The sequence below is a fragment of the Pedobacter sp. Hv1 genome, from assembly GCF_001412215.1.
Classification (GTDB): Bacteria; Bacteroidota; Bacteroidia; order Sphingobacteriales; family Sphingobacteriaceae; genus Pedobacter.
Window position 1 is genome coordinate 58,637 of record NZ_LLWP01000003.1, and the last position, 16,983, is coordinate 75,619.

At 38.7% G+C, this 16,983-nt stretch carries 13 protein-coding genes and 1 riboswitch; of the genes, 8 read left to right on the top strand and 5 right to left on the bottom strand.

Going from position 1 to position 16,983, the window contains the following annotated elements; translation table 11 throughout:
- Positions 1–119 precede the first annotated feature (119 nt).
- From murQ to AQF98_RS06635, 7 genes are all read left to right on the top strand, one after another.
- Positions 120–926 carry an N-acetylmuramic acid 6-phosphate etherase gene (murQ, locus tag AQF98_RS06605; protein ID WP_055131141.1) on the top strand — a complete coding sequence of 269 codons (807 nt, stop codon included), beginning with the start codon at positions 120–122 and terminating at the stop codon, positions 924–926.
- Between the two features lie 113 nt (positions 927–1,039).
- Positions 1,040–1,606 (top strand): hypothetical protein, encoded by a 567-nt coding sequence (locus AQF98_RS06610; RefSeq protein WP_055131142.1) that lies wholly within the window; start codon positions 1,040–1,042, stop codon positions 1,604–1,606.
- A 37-nt stretch (positions 1,607–1,643) separates the two neighbouring features.
- On the top strand, positions 1,644–2,399 hold the full coding sequence (locus AQF98_RS06615; protein ID WP_055131143.1) for a Bax inhibitor-1/YccA family protein: 756 nt from the start codon (positions 1,644–1,646) through the stop codon (positions 2,397–2,399).
- A gap of 121 nt (positions 2,400–2,520) precedes the next feature.
- A riboswitch (SAM riboswitch) is annotated at positions 2,521–2,622 on the top strand.
- Positions 2,623–2,748: 126 nt separating this feature from the next.
- The gene (gene metH / locus AQF98_RS06620) at positions 2,749–6,462 is read left to right on the top strand and encodes a methionine synthase (protein WP_055131144.1); all 3,714 of its coding nucleotides are present in this window, start codon (positions 2,749–2,751) and stop codon (positions 6,460–6,462) included.
- 109 nt (positions 6,463–6,571) lie between these two features.
- On the top strand, positions 6,572–6,946 hold the full coding sequence (locus AQF98_RS06625; RefSeq protein ID WP_055131145.1) for a four helix bundle protein: 375 nt from the start codon (positions 6,572–6,574) through the stop codon (positions 6,944–6,946).
- Positions 6,947–6,990: 44 nt separating this feature from the next.
- Positions 6,991–7,944, top strand: a complete 954-nt coding sequence (gene metF, locus AQF98_RS06630) for a methylenetetrahydrofolate reductase [NAD(P)H] (protein WP_055131146.1) — start codon at positions 6,991–6,993, stop codon at positions 7,942–7,944.
- Positions 7,945–7,964: 20 nt separating this feature from the next.
- On the top strand, positions 7,965–9,374 hold the full coding sequence (locus AQF98_RS06635; protein WP_055131147.1) for a pyridoxal-dependent decarboxylase: 1,410 nt from the start codon (positions 7,965–7,967) through the stop codon (positions 9,372–9,374).
- 70 nt (positions 9,375–9,444) lie between these two features.
- On the opposite strand, the gene AQF98_RS06640 is transcribed toward AQF98_RS06635, so the two are convergent.
- The 5 genes from AQF98_RS06640 to thrA all read right to left on the bottom strand — a co-directional run bounded on the left by AQF98_RS06640 (position 9,445) and on the right by thrA (position 15,517).
- Entirely contained in the window at positions 9,445–9,990 is a 546-nt protein-coding gene (locus AQF98_RS06640) for a transposase (RefSeq protein ID WP_055131148.1), read from the bottom strand.
- A gap of 263 nt (positions 9,991–10,253) precedes the next feature.
- The gene (gene thrC / locus AQF98_RS06645) at positions 10,254–11,561 is read right to left on the bottom strand and encodes a threonine synthase (RefSeq protein ID WP_055131149.1); all 1,308 of its coding nucleotides are present in this window, start codon (positions 11,559–11,561) and stop codon (positions 10,254–10,256) included.
- 91 nt (positions 11,562–11,652) lie between these two features.
- Positions 11,653–12,582 (bottom strand): homoserine kinase, encoded by a 930-nt coding sequence (locus AQF98_RS06650; RefSeq protein ID WP_055131150.1) that lies wholly within the window; start codon positions 12,580–12,582, stop codon positions 11,653–11,655.
- Positions 12,583–12,584: 2 nt separating this feature from the next.
- On the bottom strand, positions 12,585–13,058 hold the full coding sequence (locus AQF98_RS06655) for a DinB family protein (RefSeq protein WP_055131151.1): 474 nt from the start codon (positions 13,056–13,058) through the stop codon (positions 12,585–12,587).
- 2 nt (positions 13,059–13,060) lie between these two features.
- Entirely contained in the window at positions 13,061–15,517 is a 2,457-nt protein-coding gene (gene thrA / locus AQF98_RS06660) for a bifunctional aspartate kinase/homoserine dehydrogenase I (RefSeq protein ID WP_055131152.1), read from the bottom strand.
- Positions 15,518–16,021: 504 nt separating this feature from the next.
- On the opposite strand from thrA, the gene rsgA reads away from it, so the two are divergent.
- On the top strand, positions 16,022–16,942 hold the full coding sequence (gene rsgA, locus AQF98_RS06665) for a ribosome small subunit-dependent GTPase A (protein WP_055131369.1): 921 nt from the start codon (positions 16,022–16,024) through the stop codon (positions 16,940–16,942).
- Positions 16,943–16,983: the final 41 nt, after the last annotated feature.

The following is a 16,983-nucleotide window of genomic DNA, read 5'->3' on the forward strand; positions in this document are numbered from 1 at the left end:
TTGAATATTTTGTTGCAAATATTTGCAATGGCGTAATCTTCTCTCTAAAATTGCATGTATTTATCGTTAATATTTCCTGTTAATGGAGAAATTAACGAACTTTAGCACAAATAACATCCATGAAAAGAATAACAGAGCAAGAATCTAAATACCACGACATTGATAAAATGTCTGTTTTAGAGATTTTGACAGGCATCAATACCGAAGATAAGATTGTACCTCAAGCCGTTGAAAAGGCTTTACCTCAAATAGAAAAATTAGCCGCTGCAGTTGCCGAAAGAATGCTTAATGGTGGTCGGTTATTTTATATTGGCGCTGGCACCAGTGGCCGTTTAGGTGTTGTTGATGCTTCAGAATGCCCGCCTACTTTTGGTGTTCCTTTTGATCGGGTAGTTGGTATTATTGCCGGTGGCGATACTGCTATTCGCAGAGCGGTAGAATTTGCTGAAGATGATGATGTGCAAGCTTGGATTGACCTTCAAGAATATCAAATCAACGAAAAAGACTCTTTAATTGGTTTGGCAGCTTCTGGCACCACACCATATGTAGTAGGTGGTTTAAATACTGCCCGCCAACACGGAATCTTAACTGGTTGCATTGTTTGTAACGAAGGCGGACCAATTGTAGCCGAATCCGACTATCCTGTAGAAGTGGTAGTTGGCCCTGAGTTTTTAACAGGCTCTACCCGAATGAAATCTGGAACCGCACAAAAACTGGTTTTAAACATGCTGAGTACCACTGTAATGATCAGATTAGGCCGAGTAAAAGGCAATAAAATGGTAGATATGCAGTTAACTAACCATAAATTGGTAGATCGCGGCACGCAAATGGTAATGGACGAACTGAACATTGACCACGACCAAGCTGCAGACCTACTTACTAAATATGGAAGTGTACGTAAAGCAGTAGACGCAAGCAAAGCTTAAGTTGTGGATTAACGAATTGTGAGTTACCAGTAAACAAGCTTAAAGCTTCTTTAACTGCTGTGCTTATCAATCCAAAACCTGCAACGTTTAACTCAGAATCTGTAACGCTGATTATGCACGAAATTGAGCCTTTTTATTTATGGAGAGATGATTATATTGCTGCTGAGGATGAGCGTTCGCCTTTCTTTAACACCGAATATTCTGAATTTTATTACGATAAACAACTCTATAATTTTCTAATTCACCCCCAATGGGATGCCTTTGGTTCGAATACGCTTTACATTAAAGTATTGTTTGTAGACTACGAGAAGCAATATGCGATTATCGAGCTAATGGGCGAATGGAACGACACGATTAACAACGACATCATGACCCTGAAAAGGGAAATCATCGAACTGATGATTGATGAGGGAATCAATAAGTTTATCCTGATTGGTGAAAATGTGTTGAATTTCCATGCTTCTGATGATAGTTATTACGAAGAATGGTTCCAGGATGTAGAGGATGGCTGGATTGCGGGTGTTAATTTTAACGAACATGTGATTCGTGAGTTTCGCGACCATAGCATTGATTATTATATCAATTTTGGAGGCGAACTAGACGATCTGCACTGGAGAAAGCTCAAACCGCGTCAGTTTTACAAAAAAGTTGAAGAACTACTGACAAAAAGATTAAACTAAAATCGTATTTTTAACCATAACCAATATTTAATTTATAATGGAACAACAAAATTATCAATACCAAGACAATACTGTATTTGTACAGGAAGGCTCTGTTTCTAAAAAATTCTTCGCCAATGTTTTCTTATGGATGTTTGTGGCACTAAGTTTATCTACTGTTGCTGCTTATCTTTTCGGAACAAGTGAAGGCTTAATGCAATATTTAATTACCACTAATGAAGTAACCGGAAAAACAAGCATGTCAATTTTTGGCTATGTTGCAATGTTTTCCCCACTTGGCCTAGTACTTACAATGGGTTTTGGACTGAGCAGACTTTCATATGGCGCACTTGTGGGCATATTTGTACTATACTCTGTATTAACAGGAATAAGTTTAAGCTTTATTTTATTGAGCTATACTAGTGGCTCAATAGTAGGGTGTTTCGCAGCAGCAGCTGGTATATTTGGCATTATGGCCTTTTTAGGTTATACTACAAATACTGATCTGAGCAAATTTGGTCCAATTTTAATGGTAGGAGTTGTAGGATTGGTGATTGCGAGTGTAATCAATATGTTTTTGGGAAGCTCTCAACTTGACTATATCATGAGTTTCTTCGGTGTAGCTATTTTTACAGCATTAACCGCTTATGATGTGCAAAAAATTAAAAGAATAGGCGAAGGAATTGAAGCTAATGGAGAACAAGTGTTACAAGTAGAGTCGAAAAAGATGGCTATTGTTGCCGCATTATCACTATATCTTGATTTTCTTAACATCTTCCTTTTCTTATTACGTATTTTCGGAAGTAGAAAGTAAAAACATTAATATTTCAAAATATTATACCGAAGGCCGTGCAGATTTGCATGGCCTTTGTAATTTTATTTGGTTATACCTGCTATATTTTTGGAATTGATGTTGCATTGTTGCATTTTTGTACTGCTTATAAAGAAAGGCGGAGGGATTAGACCCAACGATGTCTTAGCAACCTGTGCTAACAAGGTGCTACATTCTATCCCAGCACATCGGGAAAAGATAAGTTTAAGGAAAAAATCTGTTCCATTTTTTTTAAGCACAATAGATTTGAGAGATTAGATCTGAGACCTTAGGCTTTTGTAGTCTAGTTGATCTCACATCTCCTATCTCACGTCTCATATCTACTACAAGAATGAGCATTAGAGAAGAACTAAAAAAACGTATTTTAATTATAGATGGTGCAATGGGTACCATGATTCAACGCTATATCCTGTCTGAGGAAGATTTTAGGGGCGAGCGTTTTGCCAACCACCCATGTGATGTAAAAGGGAACAATGACCTGTTGAACATTACACGCCCAGATATTATCAAAGCTATCCATTTAGAATATTTAAAGGCTGGTGCAGATATCATCGAAACCAATACCTTTAGTACGCAACGCATTTCCATGGCCGATTACCAAATGGAAGACCTTTCTTACGAGTTGAGTTTTGAAGGGGCAAGAGTTGCCAAAGAAGCTGCTACCGAGTTTATGGCTGCCCATCCAGACCGTAAATGTTTTGTAGCTGGCGCTATTGGCCCAACTAACCGTACGCTTTCTATGTCGCCAAATGTAAACGACCCTGGTTACAGAGCCGTTTATTTTGATGAATTGGAGGAAGCCTATTACGAACAAGTTAGAGGTTTGGTAGATGGCGGCTCGGATGTTTTGTTAATTGAAACTATCTTCGATACCTTAAATGCAAAAGTGGCCATTGTAGCCATTAAAAAATATGAGCAAGTAATTGGTCGCAAGCTAGAGATCATGATTTCTGGCACTATAACAGACGCTTCAGGCAGAACTTTATCTGGCCAAACCGCCGAAGCATTTTTAAATTCGGTAATGCATGCCAACCCATTGAGTATTGGTTTCAACTGTGCGCTAGGTGCCAAAGAAATGCGCCCACACATTGAAGAATTAGCGGCAAAAGCGGGTTGTTACGTTTCGGCTTATCCAAACGCTGGTTTACCCAATGAGTTTGGGGCTTACGACGAAATGCCACATGAAACTGCACATCTGGTGGATGATTTTATCAGCTCTGGTTTTGTAAACATTGTTGGAGGTTGCTGTGGCACTACGCCTGAGCATATTGGCTGTATTGCTCAAAAAGCAAGAAAAGCTGAGCCTCGAAAAATCCCTACCATTGAGCCTTACATGCGCTTAAGCGGATTAGAACCTGTAACCATTACCCCAGAAAGTATTTTTGTGAATGTGGGTGAAAGAACAAATATTACTGGCTCTCCAAAATTCTCGAAACTGATTTTAGGTGGCGATTATGAAGCTGCTCTAGCCGTTGCCTTACAACAGGTTGAAGGTGGTGCACAGGTAATTGACGTAAATATGGATGAAGGGATGTTGGATTCGGAAGCGGCAATGACCAAATTCCTGAACCTCATTGCTTCAGAACCTGATATTGCCAAATTGCCCATCATGGTCGATTCATCTAAATGGTCGGTCATTGAAAACGGCTTAAAATGCTTACAAGGCAAAGGCATTGTGAACTCTATCTCCTTAAAAGAAGGGGAAGAAAAGTTTAAAGAAAGTGCCCGAAAAATTATGCAATACGGCGCCGCAATTGTGGTGATGGCTTTTGATGAGCAAGGGCAAGCAGACAATTACGAACGCAGAACCGAGATCTGTAAAAGAAGTTATGATATTTTGGTAGACGAGGTGGGTTTCCCTCCTCAGGACATCATTTTCGATCCAAATATTTTAACCGTAGCCACAGGATTGGAAGAGCATAACAATTATGCGGTAGATTTTATCAATGCCACTCGCTGGATCAAGCAAAACCTACCTTATGCCAAAGTAAGTGGTGGGGTTTCTAATATTTCATTTTCTTTTAGAGGAAACAATACCGTTCGTGAAGCGATGCACTCTGCATTTTTATACCACGCCATTCAGGCCGGTCTGGATATGGGGATTGTAAATGCGGGGATGTTGGAAGTTTATCAAGAAATTCCACCAGAATTGCTAGAGCGTGTAGAAGATGTATTGTTAAACAGAAGAGAAGATGCTACTGAGCGTTTGGTAGAATATGCCGACACCATCAAGAGCAAGGGCAAAGAGGTAGTAAGAGATGAAGAATGGCGCAAAGGAACAGTTGAAGAAAGATTATCGCATTCCTTAGTAAAAGGAATTGTTGAATACTTAGATGACGATGTGGAAGAGGCCCGTCAGAAATATGCAAGACCGATCCAAGTTATTGAAGGCCCATTAATGGACGGGATGAACATTGTTGGAGATCTATTTGGTGCCGGAAAAATGTTCTTGCCTCAGGTTGTAAAATCTGCTAGGGTAATGAAAAAAGCCGTGGCCTACCTTTTGCCTTTTATTGAACAAGAAAAATTAGACAACCCCGATCAAGACCAAAATTCTTCGGCCGGAAAAGTATTGATGGCTACCGTAAAAGGCGATGTACACGATATTGGGAAAAATATTGTTGGTGTAGTTTTAGCCTGTAATAATTTCGAAATTGTAGATATGGGCGTAATGGTACCTGCACAGGATATCATTAAAAAGGCCAAAGAAATCAATGCAGATATTATTGGTTTAAGTGGATTGATCACCCCATCCTTAGATGAAATGGTCCATTTTGCCAAAGAAATGGAACGTGAAGGTTTCACCATTCCATTGATTATTGGCGGAGCTACCACCTCTCGCATCCATGCTGCTGTAAAAGTAGCACCAAATTATTCAGGTCCAGCCATCCACGTTTTAGATGCCTCTAGAAGTGTAACCGTTTGTAGCACTTTAATGAATCCTGAAACCAAAGATGAGTACGTGGCCGGAATTAGAGCAGAATACGATAAGGCTAGAGAAGCACACTTAAATAAACGTTCAGACAAACGTTACAAAACCATTGCAGAAGCAAGAACAGATAAATTCCAAATTGAATTGGATAAGGTAATTACCGAACCAAAATTTACAGGAACCAAGGTTTTTGAAGATTATCCGTTAGAAGAATTGGTGCCTTATATCGACTGGACACCATTTTTCCATACTTGGGAACTGCGGGGGAGTTATCCAAAGATATTTAGCGACAAATTGGTGGGTGATGAAGCACAAAAGTTATTTGATGATGCACAGGTGTTGTTGAAACGAATTGTTGCAGAAAAATTATTGACTGCAAAAGGTGTAATTGGTTTTTGGCCAGCTAATTCAGTAGGCGACGACATTGTTCTGGAGGTAAAAGGGAAAATGGAAGATGGAAAATGGGTTGAAGATACCTCTTCCATCTCCCCTCTTCCATCTTCCGTAACTATTCATACTTTACGCCAGCAGGCCGAGAAAATGGCTGGAGAACCTTATTATGCCTTATCTGATTTTGTAGCACCAAAAGAAACAGGTATTAAAGATTATTTTGGTGGATTTGCCGTAACCACTGGTTTGGGTTGTGATGAGTTGGTGGCTGAGTTTGAAAGAAACCACGACGATTACAATAGCATTATGGCAAAAGCCTTAGCCGATCGTTTAGCTGAAGCCTTTGCAGAGCGCATGCACGAATTGGTACGTAAAGAATATTGGGGTTATGCAGAAGATGAGAACCTGAGCAATCAAGAGCTGATCAAAGAAGAATATGCAGGTATCCGTCCGGCGCCAGGTTATCCTGCCTGTCCAGACCATACCGAAAAAGAAACTTTATTTAACCTTTTAGATGCCGAAAACAAGATTGGTTTACGTTTAACCGAAAGTTATGCCATGTATCCCGCAGCTGCGGTGAGTGGATTTTATTTTGCCCACCCACAATCTCGTTATTTTGGACTAGGAAAAATTACCAAAGACCAAGTTGAAGATTATGCCATTAGAAAAAACATGCCGCTAGAAGAAGTAGAGAGATGGCTTAGTCCGAATTTAGCGTATTAAAGGTTGCGAGTTATGTGTTAAAGGTTATATGATTGGGTGCAGATGACAGAAGAAGTATCATAACAATTAATGGCTTTAATTAAAAGTTGTGAGCATAATTGCGCTAAAAATGGAAAAAGAAAAAAAGACTTACACAGAGCTAGATGTATGGAAAGAAGCAAGAATTTTGGCAGGCGAAATATATTTAGTGACCAAAGTATTTCCAAAAGATGAAGTATTTGGTCTGATTAGTCAAATGCGAAGATCTGCTGTTTCAATTCCATCGAATATTGCTGAAGGTTGTGGTAGAAACTATCCAAAGGATAGTATTCAATTTTTCTTTATAGCTAGAGGCTCCATATATGAATTAGAAACACAATTATATATTTCTTTTGATCAAAACTATATTGACGAATTAAAATTAAAAACAACCTTGATCAGATTAGAAACCACAAGAAAATTATTAAATGGATTTATAAATTATTATCAATCTTTAGTTAAATAAGCATCACGACCTGCAACTCGTAACCCACAACATTCAACTTAAAAATGAAGATTACCGAACATATCAAAAACGCAAAGGGTAAAACCTTATTCTCTTTTGAACTATTACCACCTATAAAAGGGCAGAGCATTCAATGGATTTACGAGGCGATAGAACCCTTATTGGAGTTTAATCCACCATTTATTGATGTTACATCACTCCGTGAAGATTATATTTATAAAGAACAGGAAAACGGTTTGTTGCAAAAAGTTTCTTACCGTAAGCGTCCGGGTACCATTGCCATTTGTGCAGCCATTATTCACAAATATAAGGTCGATGCTGTTCCGCATTTAATTTGTGGTGGCTTTACCAAAGAAGAAACTGAAAATGCGTTGATCGACCTACAGTTTTTGGGGATTGATAACGTGCTTGCCTTACGTGGTGATGCTCGAAAAGCCGATGGAAATTTCGTACCTACTCCAGGTGGACATGCTTATGCAACTGATTTGATCGAACATATTAAAAACCATAATGAAGGCAAATTTCTGCATGAAGATGTAGAAACTTTTAAAAGCGATTTCTGTATTGGCGTGGCAGGTTATCCTGAAAAACATTTCGAAGCGCCCAACATGAATACTGATTTCAAATATTTGAAGAAAAAGGTAGACGCAGGTGCAGAATTTATCGTAACGCAGATGTTTTTCGATAACCAGAAGTATTTCGACTTTGTAAAAAAATGCAGGGAAAATGATATCAATGTCCCAATTATTCCAGGCTTGAAACCAATTAGCACCTTGTCGCAATTAACTGTTTTACCAAAATCGTTCCATATCGACTTACCAGATGAATTAACAGATGCACTTTCTCATGCTAAGAGTAACAACGAAGCAAAAGAAATTGGCACCGAAGCCATGATTAAACAATGTAAAGAATTGATCGATTTCGGAGCCCCAGTATTGCATTTTTATACCATGGGTCGTCCGGAGCAAACCAAAAAGATTGCTAAAGCTATTTTCTAATCACCCTGTATCATTTGATCATGAATAATTTAAATACAGACCTACAAAATCTTGAAGCCATACTAAGCAACGTTAAACAACAAGGAATTGATTATTTAAACAATATTCAGGAACGATCTACAGCAAGTTCTACAGGAACACAGATGATCTGTGATTTAAGCGCTGAAGGTTTTGGCACGATCGGAGCTTTAGCACAATTTAACAAACGTTTCGAGCCTATTATCGTCGCTTCATCTGGCCCGAGATATTGGGGCTTTGTAACTGGAGGAACAACACCCGCTGCAATTGCTGGCGATTGGCTCTCTACCATCTACGATCAGAATACACAATCGGCTAAAGGAAGTGGCGATATTTCTGCTTTAGTAGAATTAGAAACTATCCAATTGCTCCTTTCTCTGTTTAACCTTCCCAAAGATTTTTTTGGTGGTTTTGTAACTGGTGCAACTTTATCAAATTTTACCTGTTTAGCTGTAGCCAGACAATGGATTGGCAAACAATCAGGAAAAGATTTTGCCAAAGATGGCATCAATGGTTCGATTAAAGTTTTATCTGCTACTCCACATTCATCAGCAGTCAAATCGTTGGCCATGCTGGGCATGGGCAGTGCCAATGTTATTCCGGTTAATGTAACACCTGGAAATAGAGAGGCTATTGATATAGAAGACCTGAAACTCAAAATAGAAACCCTAAACGGTGCACCTTTTATCTTGATTTCAAGTGCTGGAACCGTAAATACGGTAGACTTTGACGATTTTGAAGCCATCTATCAATTAAAAGAAAAATACAATTTCTGGTGGCATATTGATGCTGCTTTTGGTGGTTTTGTAGCTTGTTCTCCGAAATACAAACACTTGGTTAAAGGTTGGGAAAATGCAGATAGCATTACTGTCGATTGTCATAAATGGTTAAATGTACCTTATGAGAGTGCTGTATTCTTTGTGAAAGAAAAACACCAGCTTTTACAAATGGAAACTTTCCAAAATGCCAATGCTGCTTATTTAGGTAATCCGCTAGATAATTTTAGTTACCTCAATTTTCTTCCAGAAAACTCTAGGCGATTAAAAGCTTTACCTGCTTGGTTTACCTTAACGAGTTATGGTAGATCTGGCTATGAAGAGCTGATTGAAAAAAATGTAGAAATGGCTTTGCTATTTGCCGATTTCATTACCATTGACACCAATTTTGAGCTCCTTGCTCCTGTACGTTTGAATACTGTTTGTTTTACCCTATCTAATGAAAGTTTGGTTGGCAGTTTTCTCGACCAGCTCAATGCAACAGGAAAAGTATTCATGACCCCAACTTTTTACAATGGTAAAAAAGGAATTAGAGCAGCTTTTGTAAATTGGCGAACTACTGCTGAGGATATTGCTATCGCTACTGATGAGATGAAGAAAGTAGTCGATCAGGTCGGGATTGCAAATCCCGACTAACATTAAACTAACTGTTGGTCAAGATTTGCAATCTCGACCACGTCAATTTCGGATTTGCAATCCGACACCATTATTCCAAAAACACTATGGCTAACAAGCCTGTTCCACCACTATAATTTACAGCCGAACTGTACACATAATAGATTGATTCAGATACGATATTGGCCTCAACAGGATTTTGATGGATATAATTTAATTTTTGTTCCATAAAATAGTTGCTATAGAGAATAATGGGATGAAAACCATCTTGCCAAAACTTAAGTTCTTTGTTTTTGGGGTGTACCCTTGCCGCAAATTGAAATTTATTTAGCATCCAAGTTCTACTTTCATTAATTTCTTTAATCGTAGCGATGATCTTTTTTGCCGTAAACTTCTTAAAATCTCTTATAATATCTGAAAGGTTCTTACCAACATCGGCACTCACAATCATATGTAAATGACTAGGCATTAAACACCATGCATAAATGATTAAACCTTTCTCTTTCTGACAATAAGCCAAGCTATCTATAATTACCTCAGCAAGCTCTTTTCTAGTAAATGCATCAATCCACCCTATAACTGTAGTCGTTATAAAATAAATCCCATCTTGATCGGTGACTTGATACTTAAATGCCATAACTAAATTTAGCACTTCGCCTAATGGGATAAGAATCGGAAATGATAAATACAATTAGAAAGAAAGTAATTTATCCTTAGTGAAATACATTTGCTCTCTTCGAAAATTTTGAAGATTGTTATGTGTGGATTATAAATTCCCATATATTAAAGTCGAGATTGCAAATCCCGACTAACATCCCGACTAGCAAGTATACAATAGGTGTTGGTCGAGATTTGCAATCTCGACCATATTCTTTTCGGATTTGCAATCCGCCATACACTCTATTTATCAAACAAATAACTTTTAAAACTTTCAAAGTCCTTCCCTAGCTCGTCATAAACTTCCAGATTGTTGTTTAAGGATTTCACTTGCTCAGGCAATTCGATTTTCTCTTTAATCTCAGGAGGGAAAACTTCAGGGAATTTACAAGCATGTGCCGTAGACAAGAAAACCTTTACACTATCGTCTGTAGGATTTTCTGTAGCATAAGCCTTCGTAGCCAACCAAGCAATGGCTGTATGTGGACAAGCTACATAATTAAATCGTTCAAATATTTCTTTAATTGCCGCCAAGGTTTCTTCGTCAGTGAAATGGTAAGCTTTTACCAGTTGATTAATCGTATCCCTATCTTGGTTAAACAAGTCCATAATCCTCACCCAATTGCTTGGCGCACCTACATCCATGGCATTGGCATAAGTTTGTACTGATGGTTTAGCTTCGTAAATGCCTGTCTCCAAAAAGCGAGGGACAGTATCGTTGGCATTAGTTGCTGCAATAAATCTGTGTACCGGCAATCCCATTTTATAAGCCAATAAACCAGCCCCAATATTACCAAAATTACCACTTGGCACTGCAAAAACTACTTTTTCTAATCCTTGTCTTTTCAATTGGGCATAAGCATTAAAATAATAAAAGGTTTGTGGAATCAACCTTGCAATATTGATAGAATTGGCAGAAGTTAACCTAAATTTACCATTCAATTCATCATCAGCAAATGCTTGTTTAACCAATGCCTGGCAATCGTCAAAAGTACCATCAACTGCAATTGCTCTAATGTTTTTACCATTGGTGGTTAATTGCAAACGTTGTACCTCACTTACTTTTCCTTTCGGGAACAATATGGTTACCCTAGTGTTTGGCACTCCTAAAAAGCCAAGAGCTACTGCTCCACCAGTATCTCCAGAAGTGGCTACGAGCACATCTAATAATTGCTCTCCATCTTTTAAGAAATAAGCCATCACTCTACTCATAAACCTTGCACCAAAATCTTTAAAGGCCAAAGAAGGACCATGAAACAGTTCCAATACAAAGGTCTGTTCATTTAACTTGACTACTGGTGCTTCAAAATTTACAGCATCATCAATGAGGGCTTTAAGATCAGCCTCTGGGATTTCATCCTTTAACAATGTTGAAGCAATTTGATAGGCAATTTCTGGCAGGCTATATTGCTCAAGCTGATCAATAAATTCTTTTTCTAGCTGAGGAATAACCTCTGGCATGTAAAGACCTTTATCTTGGGGCATACTGTTAAAAACTGCCTCTTGAAAGGAAACACGTAAGGATGGATTGTTGGTAGAGTATAATTTCATTCTGAAAAAGGTATAAGGTTTGAGGCATAAGGTGTAAGGTTGATAGCTATTTAAGTTTTACCTTAAGCCTTTAACCTTCCACCCCACACCTTTAAATAATTTTGGGTCCTTCGGCATTTACCGACGATACGTAAGCATTGCTACGGATATTTAATTGGGCTAAATGTTTTTGTTGCAGCTTGGTGATCTTCTTTGCCGTTTCTTCATCTTTAACCAAGGCAAATACAGAAGGTCCAGAACCAGAAATACCGAAACCTACAGCCCCATTTTCCATGGCCAATGTTCTAAGTGTATCAAAACCTGGAATTAAAATAGAGCGTGTAGGTTCAATTAAAACATCTTTCATGCTGCGGCCAACCAAATCCATATCATTTAAGAAAAGGCCACTTACCAAACCTGCCACATTTCCCCATTGGGTAACGGCATCTTTTAATAGCACTTTTGCCTTGATCATCTGTCGGGCATCTTTGGTGGGTACATCTACTTCTGGGTAAACAATAGCTGCAAATAGATTAGATGGCGTAGGCAAGGCGATTAAATCTAAAGGCTCATAACTCCGAACCAATACAAAACCACCCATTAACGCAGGAGCAACATTATCTGCATGCCCATAACCACAGGCCAATTCTTCGCCTTTCATGGCAAATGGCACCAACTCTTTGGCCGTTAACAAATTGCCCACTAATTGGTTAATGGCATATAAGCCTGCTACCGTACTGGCAGAACTTGATCCTAAGCCACTTCCGATAGGCATTTTTTTATGGAGTTCAATTTCAACACCAATATCTGGGCGATTCAAATGTTTTAAATAGTGCTGTACACTTGCACTTACTGTATTCTTAGCAGAATCTAAGGGTAGTCGGCCTTCATCTCCAGTAATTTTTAGCAAGCGAACTCCAGGTTCATCAACCAGACGCATCATTACTTCATCTCCTGGTTCATTTACGGCAAAACCTAACACATCAAACCCACAAACTACATTGGCAACGGTGGCTGGAGCAAAAACTTTAATTTCTTTCATCTTTATTTGTGCGTATTAAAATTTGGGTCATTTATTTGTTTCAAATGGTAATTCAAATGAACAATATAGTCTTCAATAAAATAGACTAGGTTATGGATCTCTACACCTGCTTTACCAGTATCGCAGGTATTGTCGAGTTTACTTTGAGGTATCCTCCCAATTACCCGAGCAATTTGTTCGTTCATTAATTTCCAAAGCATTTTCAAATCATCAATATCCATCTCTTGGTAGTTCTGATAGCTTACCCATTCATCCTGATGGTAAACAATTTTTGTTCCCTGCTCGTATTGTCCAACAATCAATCTTCTCAAATTATTGGAAGCACTATCGATCAGATGCCCTAAAAGTTCTTTTCTAGACCATTGATTTGGATTAGGTTTTTCATTCCAACTTTCAGAATTGATGTGATTAAAATCGAGCAATGCTTGATTAACCACAACTAGGATTTCATTTTTTGCTGCTCCTACTAAACTCATCGCTATGCATTTAAGGCACCAACATTAATGATATCTGCAAACACCCCGGCAGCTGTAACTTCGGCACCAGCACCTGGCCCTTTTACCACCAATGGTCTTTCTTTATATCTGTCTGTGGTAAAGGAAATGATATTATCACTACCAGAAAGCATGTAGAATGGATGGTGCTCATCTACCATTTGTAAAGTGATAGATGCTTTTCCTCCTTCGAGTTTACCAATGTATCTGAGTACTTTTTTACTTTGTGCTGCTTCTTCTTTCAGTTGGTTAAAATAAGCTGCGTTCATTTCTAATTGTTTATAAAACTCTTCTACCGTGGGTGCCTGCAAACAAGCATCAGGCAACATATTTTGGATGCTCACATCAGACTCTTCAAAAGCATAACCAGCATCGCGGGCAAGGATTAGCATTTTACGCATAAAATCTTTACCATTCAAGTCATCGCGTGGGTCTGGCTCGGTATATCCTTTTTCTTGTGCTTCTTTTACAATTTCGTGGAAGGCTGAATCGCCTTTAAAGTGATTGAAAATATAAGAGATTGTTCCAGAAAGTATGGCTTCGATACAAGCAATTTTATCTCCACTCATCATCAGATCTTTTAAAGTTCGGATAATGGGCAAACCTGCACCTACATTGGTTTCGTAGTAGAAATCGACCCCAAACTTACGAGCTGCATTTTTAAAGGTTTCGTACTGCGCAAAGCTGGCAGAGTTTCCAATCTTATTACAGGTTACTATTGAAATACTTGCTTCGAAAATACCTTGATAAAAAGGAACTGGTTTCGGGCTCGCGGTATTGTCTACAAATACACAGTTCGGTAAGTTCATGGCTTTCATCTGTCCAACAAAATCTTCCAAACTTGCAGTTGCACCGGCTGTATTCAGGGTATCTTCCCAATTTTCGAGCGCAATACCATTGGGCGAAAGCAACATTTTTCGGGTATTGCTAATTCCCATTACTTTAACCTGTAGATCGTTATTATTGGCCAAGAAAGGCATTTGAACCTGCAATTGTTTGAATAAGGTTTTGCCAATGTTACCTGTACCTAAACAGAAAATATGAAGGGTTTTATTCAATTCTGTATAAAAGGCATCGTGTACGGCATTTACTGCTTTAGACAAATCGTCTTTGGCAATAATTACCGAGATATTGTACTCTGATGAGCCTTGTGCAATGGCATGTACGTTTACACCATTTCTACCAAGCGAATGGAAAAGTTTACCAGAAATACCCGGAGTACGTTTCATGTTCTCGCCCACAATGGCCAGAACGGCTAAGCCATTTTCTACCTCTGGCGCTTCTAATTTTTTAGCCTGTAATTCTAGATCAAATTCTTTGGCAATTAAGTTTACCGCTTTAACAGCATCGGCAGGTTTTACGGCAAAGGTAATGCTATGCTCTGATGAAGATTGTGTGATTAACACCACATTGATCTGCTCGCGAGATAAGAGCGAGAACAAGCGACCACTAAAGCCTGCTTTGCCCACCATACCACTGCCTGCCAAATTGATGATACTGATTTCATCAATCGAAGAGATTCCTTTAATGGGTAATGCTGATGGTTTTGCTCCGTGACGGATATAGGTTCCTTCAAAATCGGCATCGAAAGTATTTTTAATTACAATTGGAATTCTTTTCAAGAAAGCGGGTGTCATTGTTGGTGGATAGATCACTTTTGCTCCAAAATAAGAAAGCTCCATGGCCTCGATATAACTCAATTCTGGTAAAGAGAATGCCTTTTTCACCATTCTCGGGTCGGCGGTCATCATTCCGTTCACGTCTGTCCAAATTTGGATCTCATTTGCATTTAATGCAGAACCTAAAATTGCAGCAGTATAATCGCTACCCCCTCTACCCAGAGTAGTTACCCTGTTGGCATCATTACTGGCAATAAAACCAGTAACAAAAAGCATTTTACCTGCATTGTTCTGGTAAAAATCTTTCACCAAAAAGTCTGTTAATTGGGTGTTTACTTTGGCTTGCCCAAAATTGCCATCAGTTTTGATAAACTGAACTGCATCTGCGAAAACAGATTCTGGAAATTGCTGTTTTGCAATATGGCACACCATAAAGGTAGAGCAACGCTCGCCATAACTTAATACCAGGTCTTTAGCTTGTAAGCTCAGTTCTTGCAGGTTGTAAATGGCTTGCAAAAGCTCTTCTAACTCATTAAAATAGAGTTTAAGCTTGGTTAAAACCGGATTTTGTGCCGCAGCAGGTAATAAAGCCCTAATTACTTCGAAATGGCGTTGTTCTATCGCCTTCAATTCTTCGCTGTAGTCTTGTGCCAATGCTGCCTTTTCGGCCATAGCCGTTAATAAATTGGTTACACCACTCATTGCCGACAATACAATTACTGGTTGTTCTGGTTGTTGTTGGGCACTTGCTAAAATGTGCAGCAAAGCACGGATGCTGGCTATGGAACCTACGGATGTACCGCCAAATTTTAAAATGTTCATATCAAATGGGTCAAAAAAAAAGCGCCCCGTTTTGCGGGGCGCTTGATGTATTTTATTTTTTAAATTATACCACTAGCATTTCCCCATCCGGTGTTGGCCGGTTGTTGATGTAATAATGGTAATAATCGTATTGTTAAAAATCATTTCGTTGTTAGTGTATTTCCTACACCGTAAAGTAGAAGATTATTTTTCACAATGTCAAGACTTTTTAAAATTTATTTTCAAAAAATTGAAAAATCTGATTTTAAACGTTTTAGACCCTGTTTTTAGCAGAAAGCTCGAGGTACTTTCTTAACCATTTTGCACTGTTTCTAGGGTGCTAAACCTGACAGTAGTGGAAATACTTTTTGATTAAAACGTCATTTTTCATTTCAAACTTCAAAAAGATTGCAACGGATGGCAGGGCTGCCGCTCATTGAAACCCGGCAATTGCTTTTCAATTCAAGTGCAATCCATTTAATCATTTTCATCGATGTTAGGATATTACTACCTTTACCTTATTATATGCAAGGATTAGTTATAAAATCTACGGGAAGTTGGTACCAGGTTTATGCTGAAAATGGCAAGACCTACGACTGCCGAATTAAGGGGAAATTTAGGATTCAGGGTATACAGACCACTAATCCGATTGCTGTTGGCGATAAGGTTGGGTTTGAACTAGAGCCTAATGCTGAAACTGGTGTGATTGATAAGTTGCAGGATCGGAAGAACTATATTATCCGCAAATCCATCAACCTTTCTAAGCAGGCACAGATTATTGCGGCCAACTTAGATCAGGCATTTTTGATTGTTACTTTAGCTTCTCCCCGCACTTCGCTGGGGTTTATAGATCGCTTTTTGGTTACTTCTGAAGCGTACAGCATTCCTACTTCGCTTATTTTTAATAAACTGGATCTATTTAGCCAACAAGGATTGGAAATTTTAGCAGAATACAAGGCTATTTATGAGCAAATCGGTTATCCCTGCTACGAGGTTTCGGCCCTAAAAGGAACAAATATTGACCAAATTGAAGCTTTACTAAAAGATAAAACCACCTTGTTTTCTGGTCATTCTGGTGTGGGTAAATCTAGCTTGATCAATGCTTTACTACCTGGTTTTGAAATTAAAACTGGTGAAGTTTCTGAATGGAGTGATAAGGGCCAACACACCACCACCTTTGCAGAAATGCATACCCTACCCTTTGGTGGTTATTTGATTGACACCCCTGGGATTAGAGAATTGGGCATTTTTGATATTAAACCTGAAGAATTAAGCCATTATTTTGTGGAGATGAGGGAGCGTTTAAACCAATGCCGTTTTAACAATTGCAGGCATGTAAATGAACCCGGCTGTGCGGTAATTAAAGCTGTAGAAGAGGGAGAAATTGAAGTGAGTAGGTACGAAAGCTATTTAAGTATTTTTCATGGCAATGATACCAGAGCGTAACAAAGAGAAGGCATTTGCAATCTAAGTTTCACGATATACGA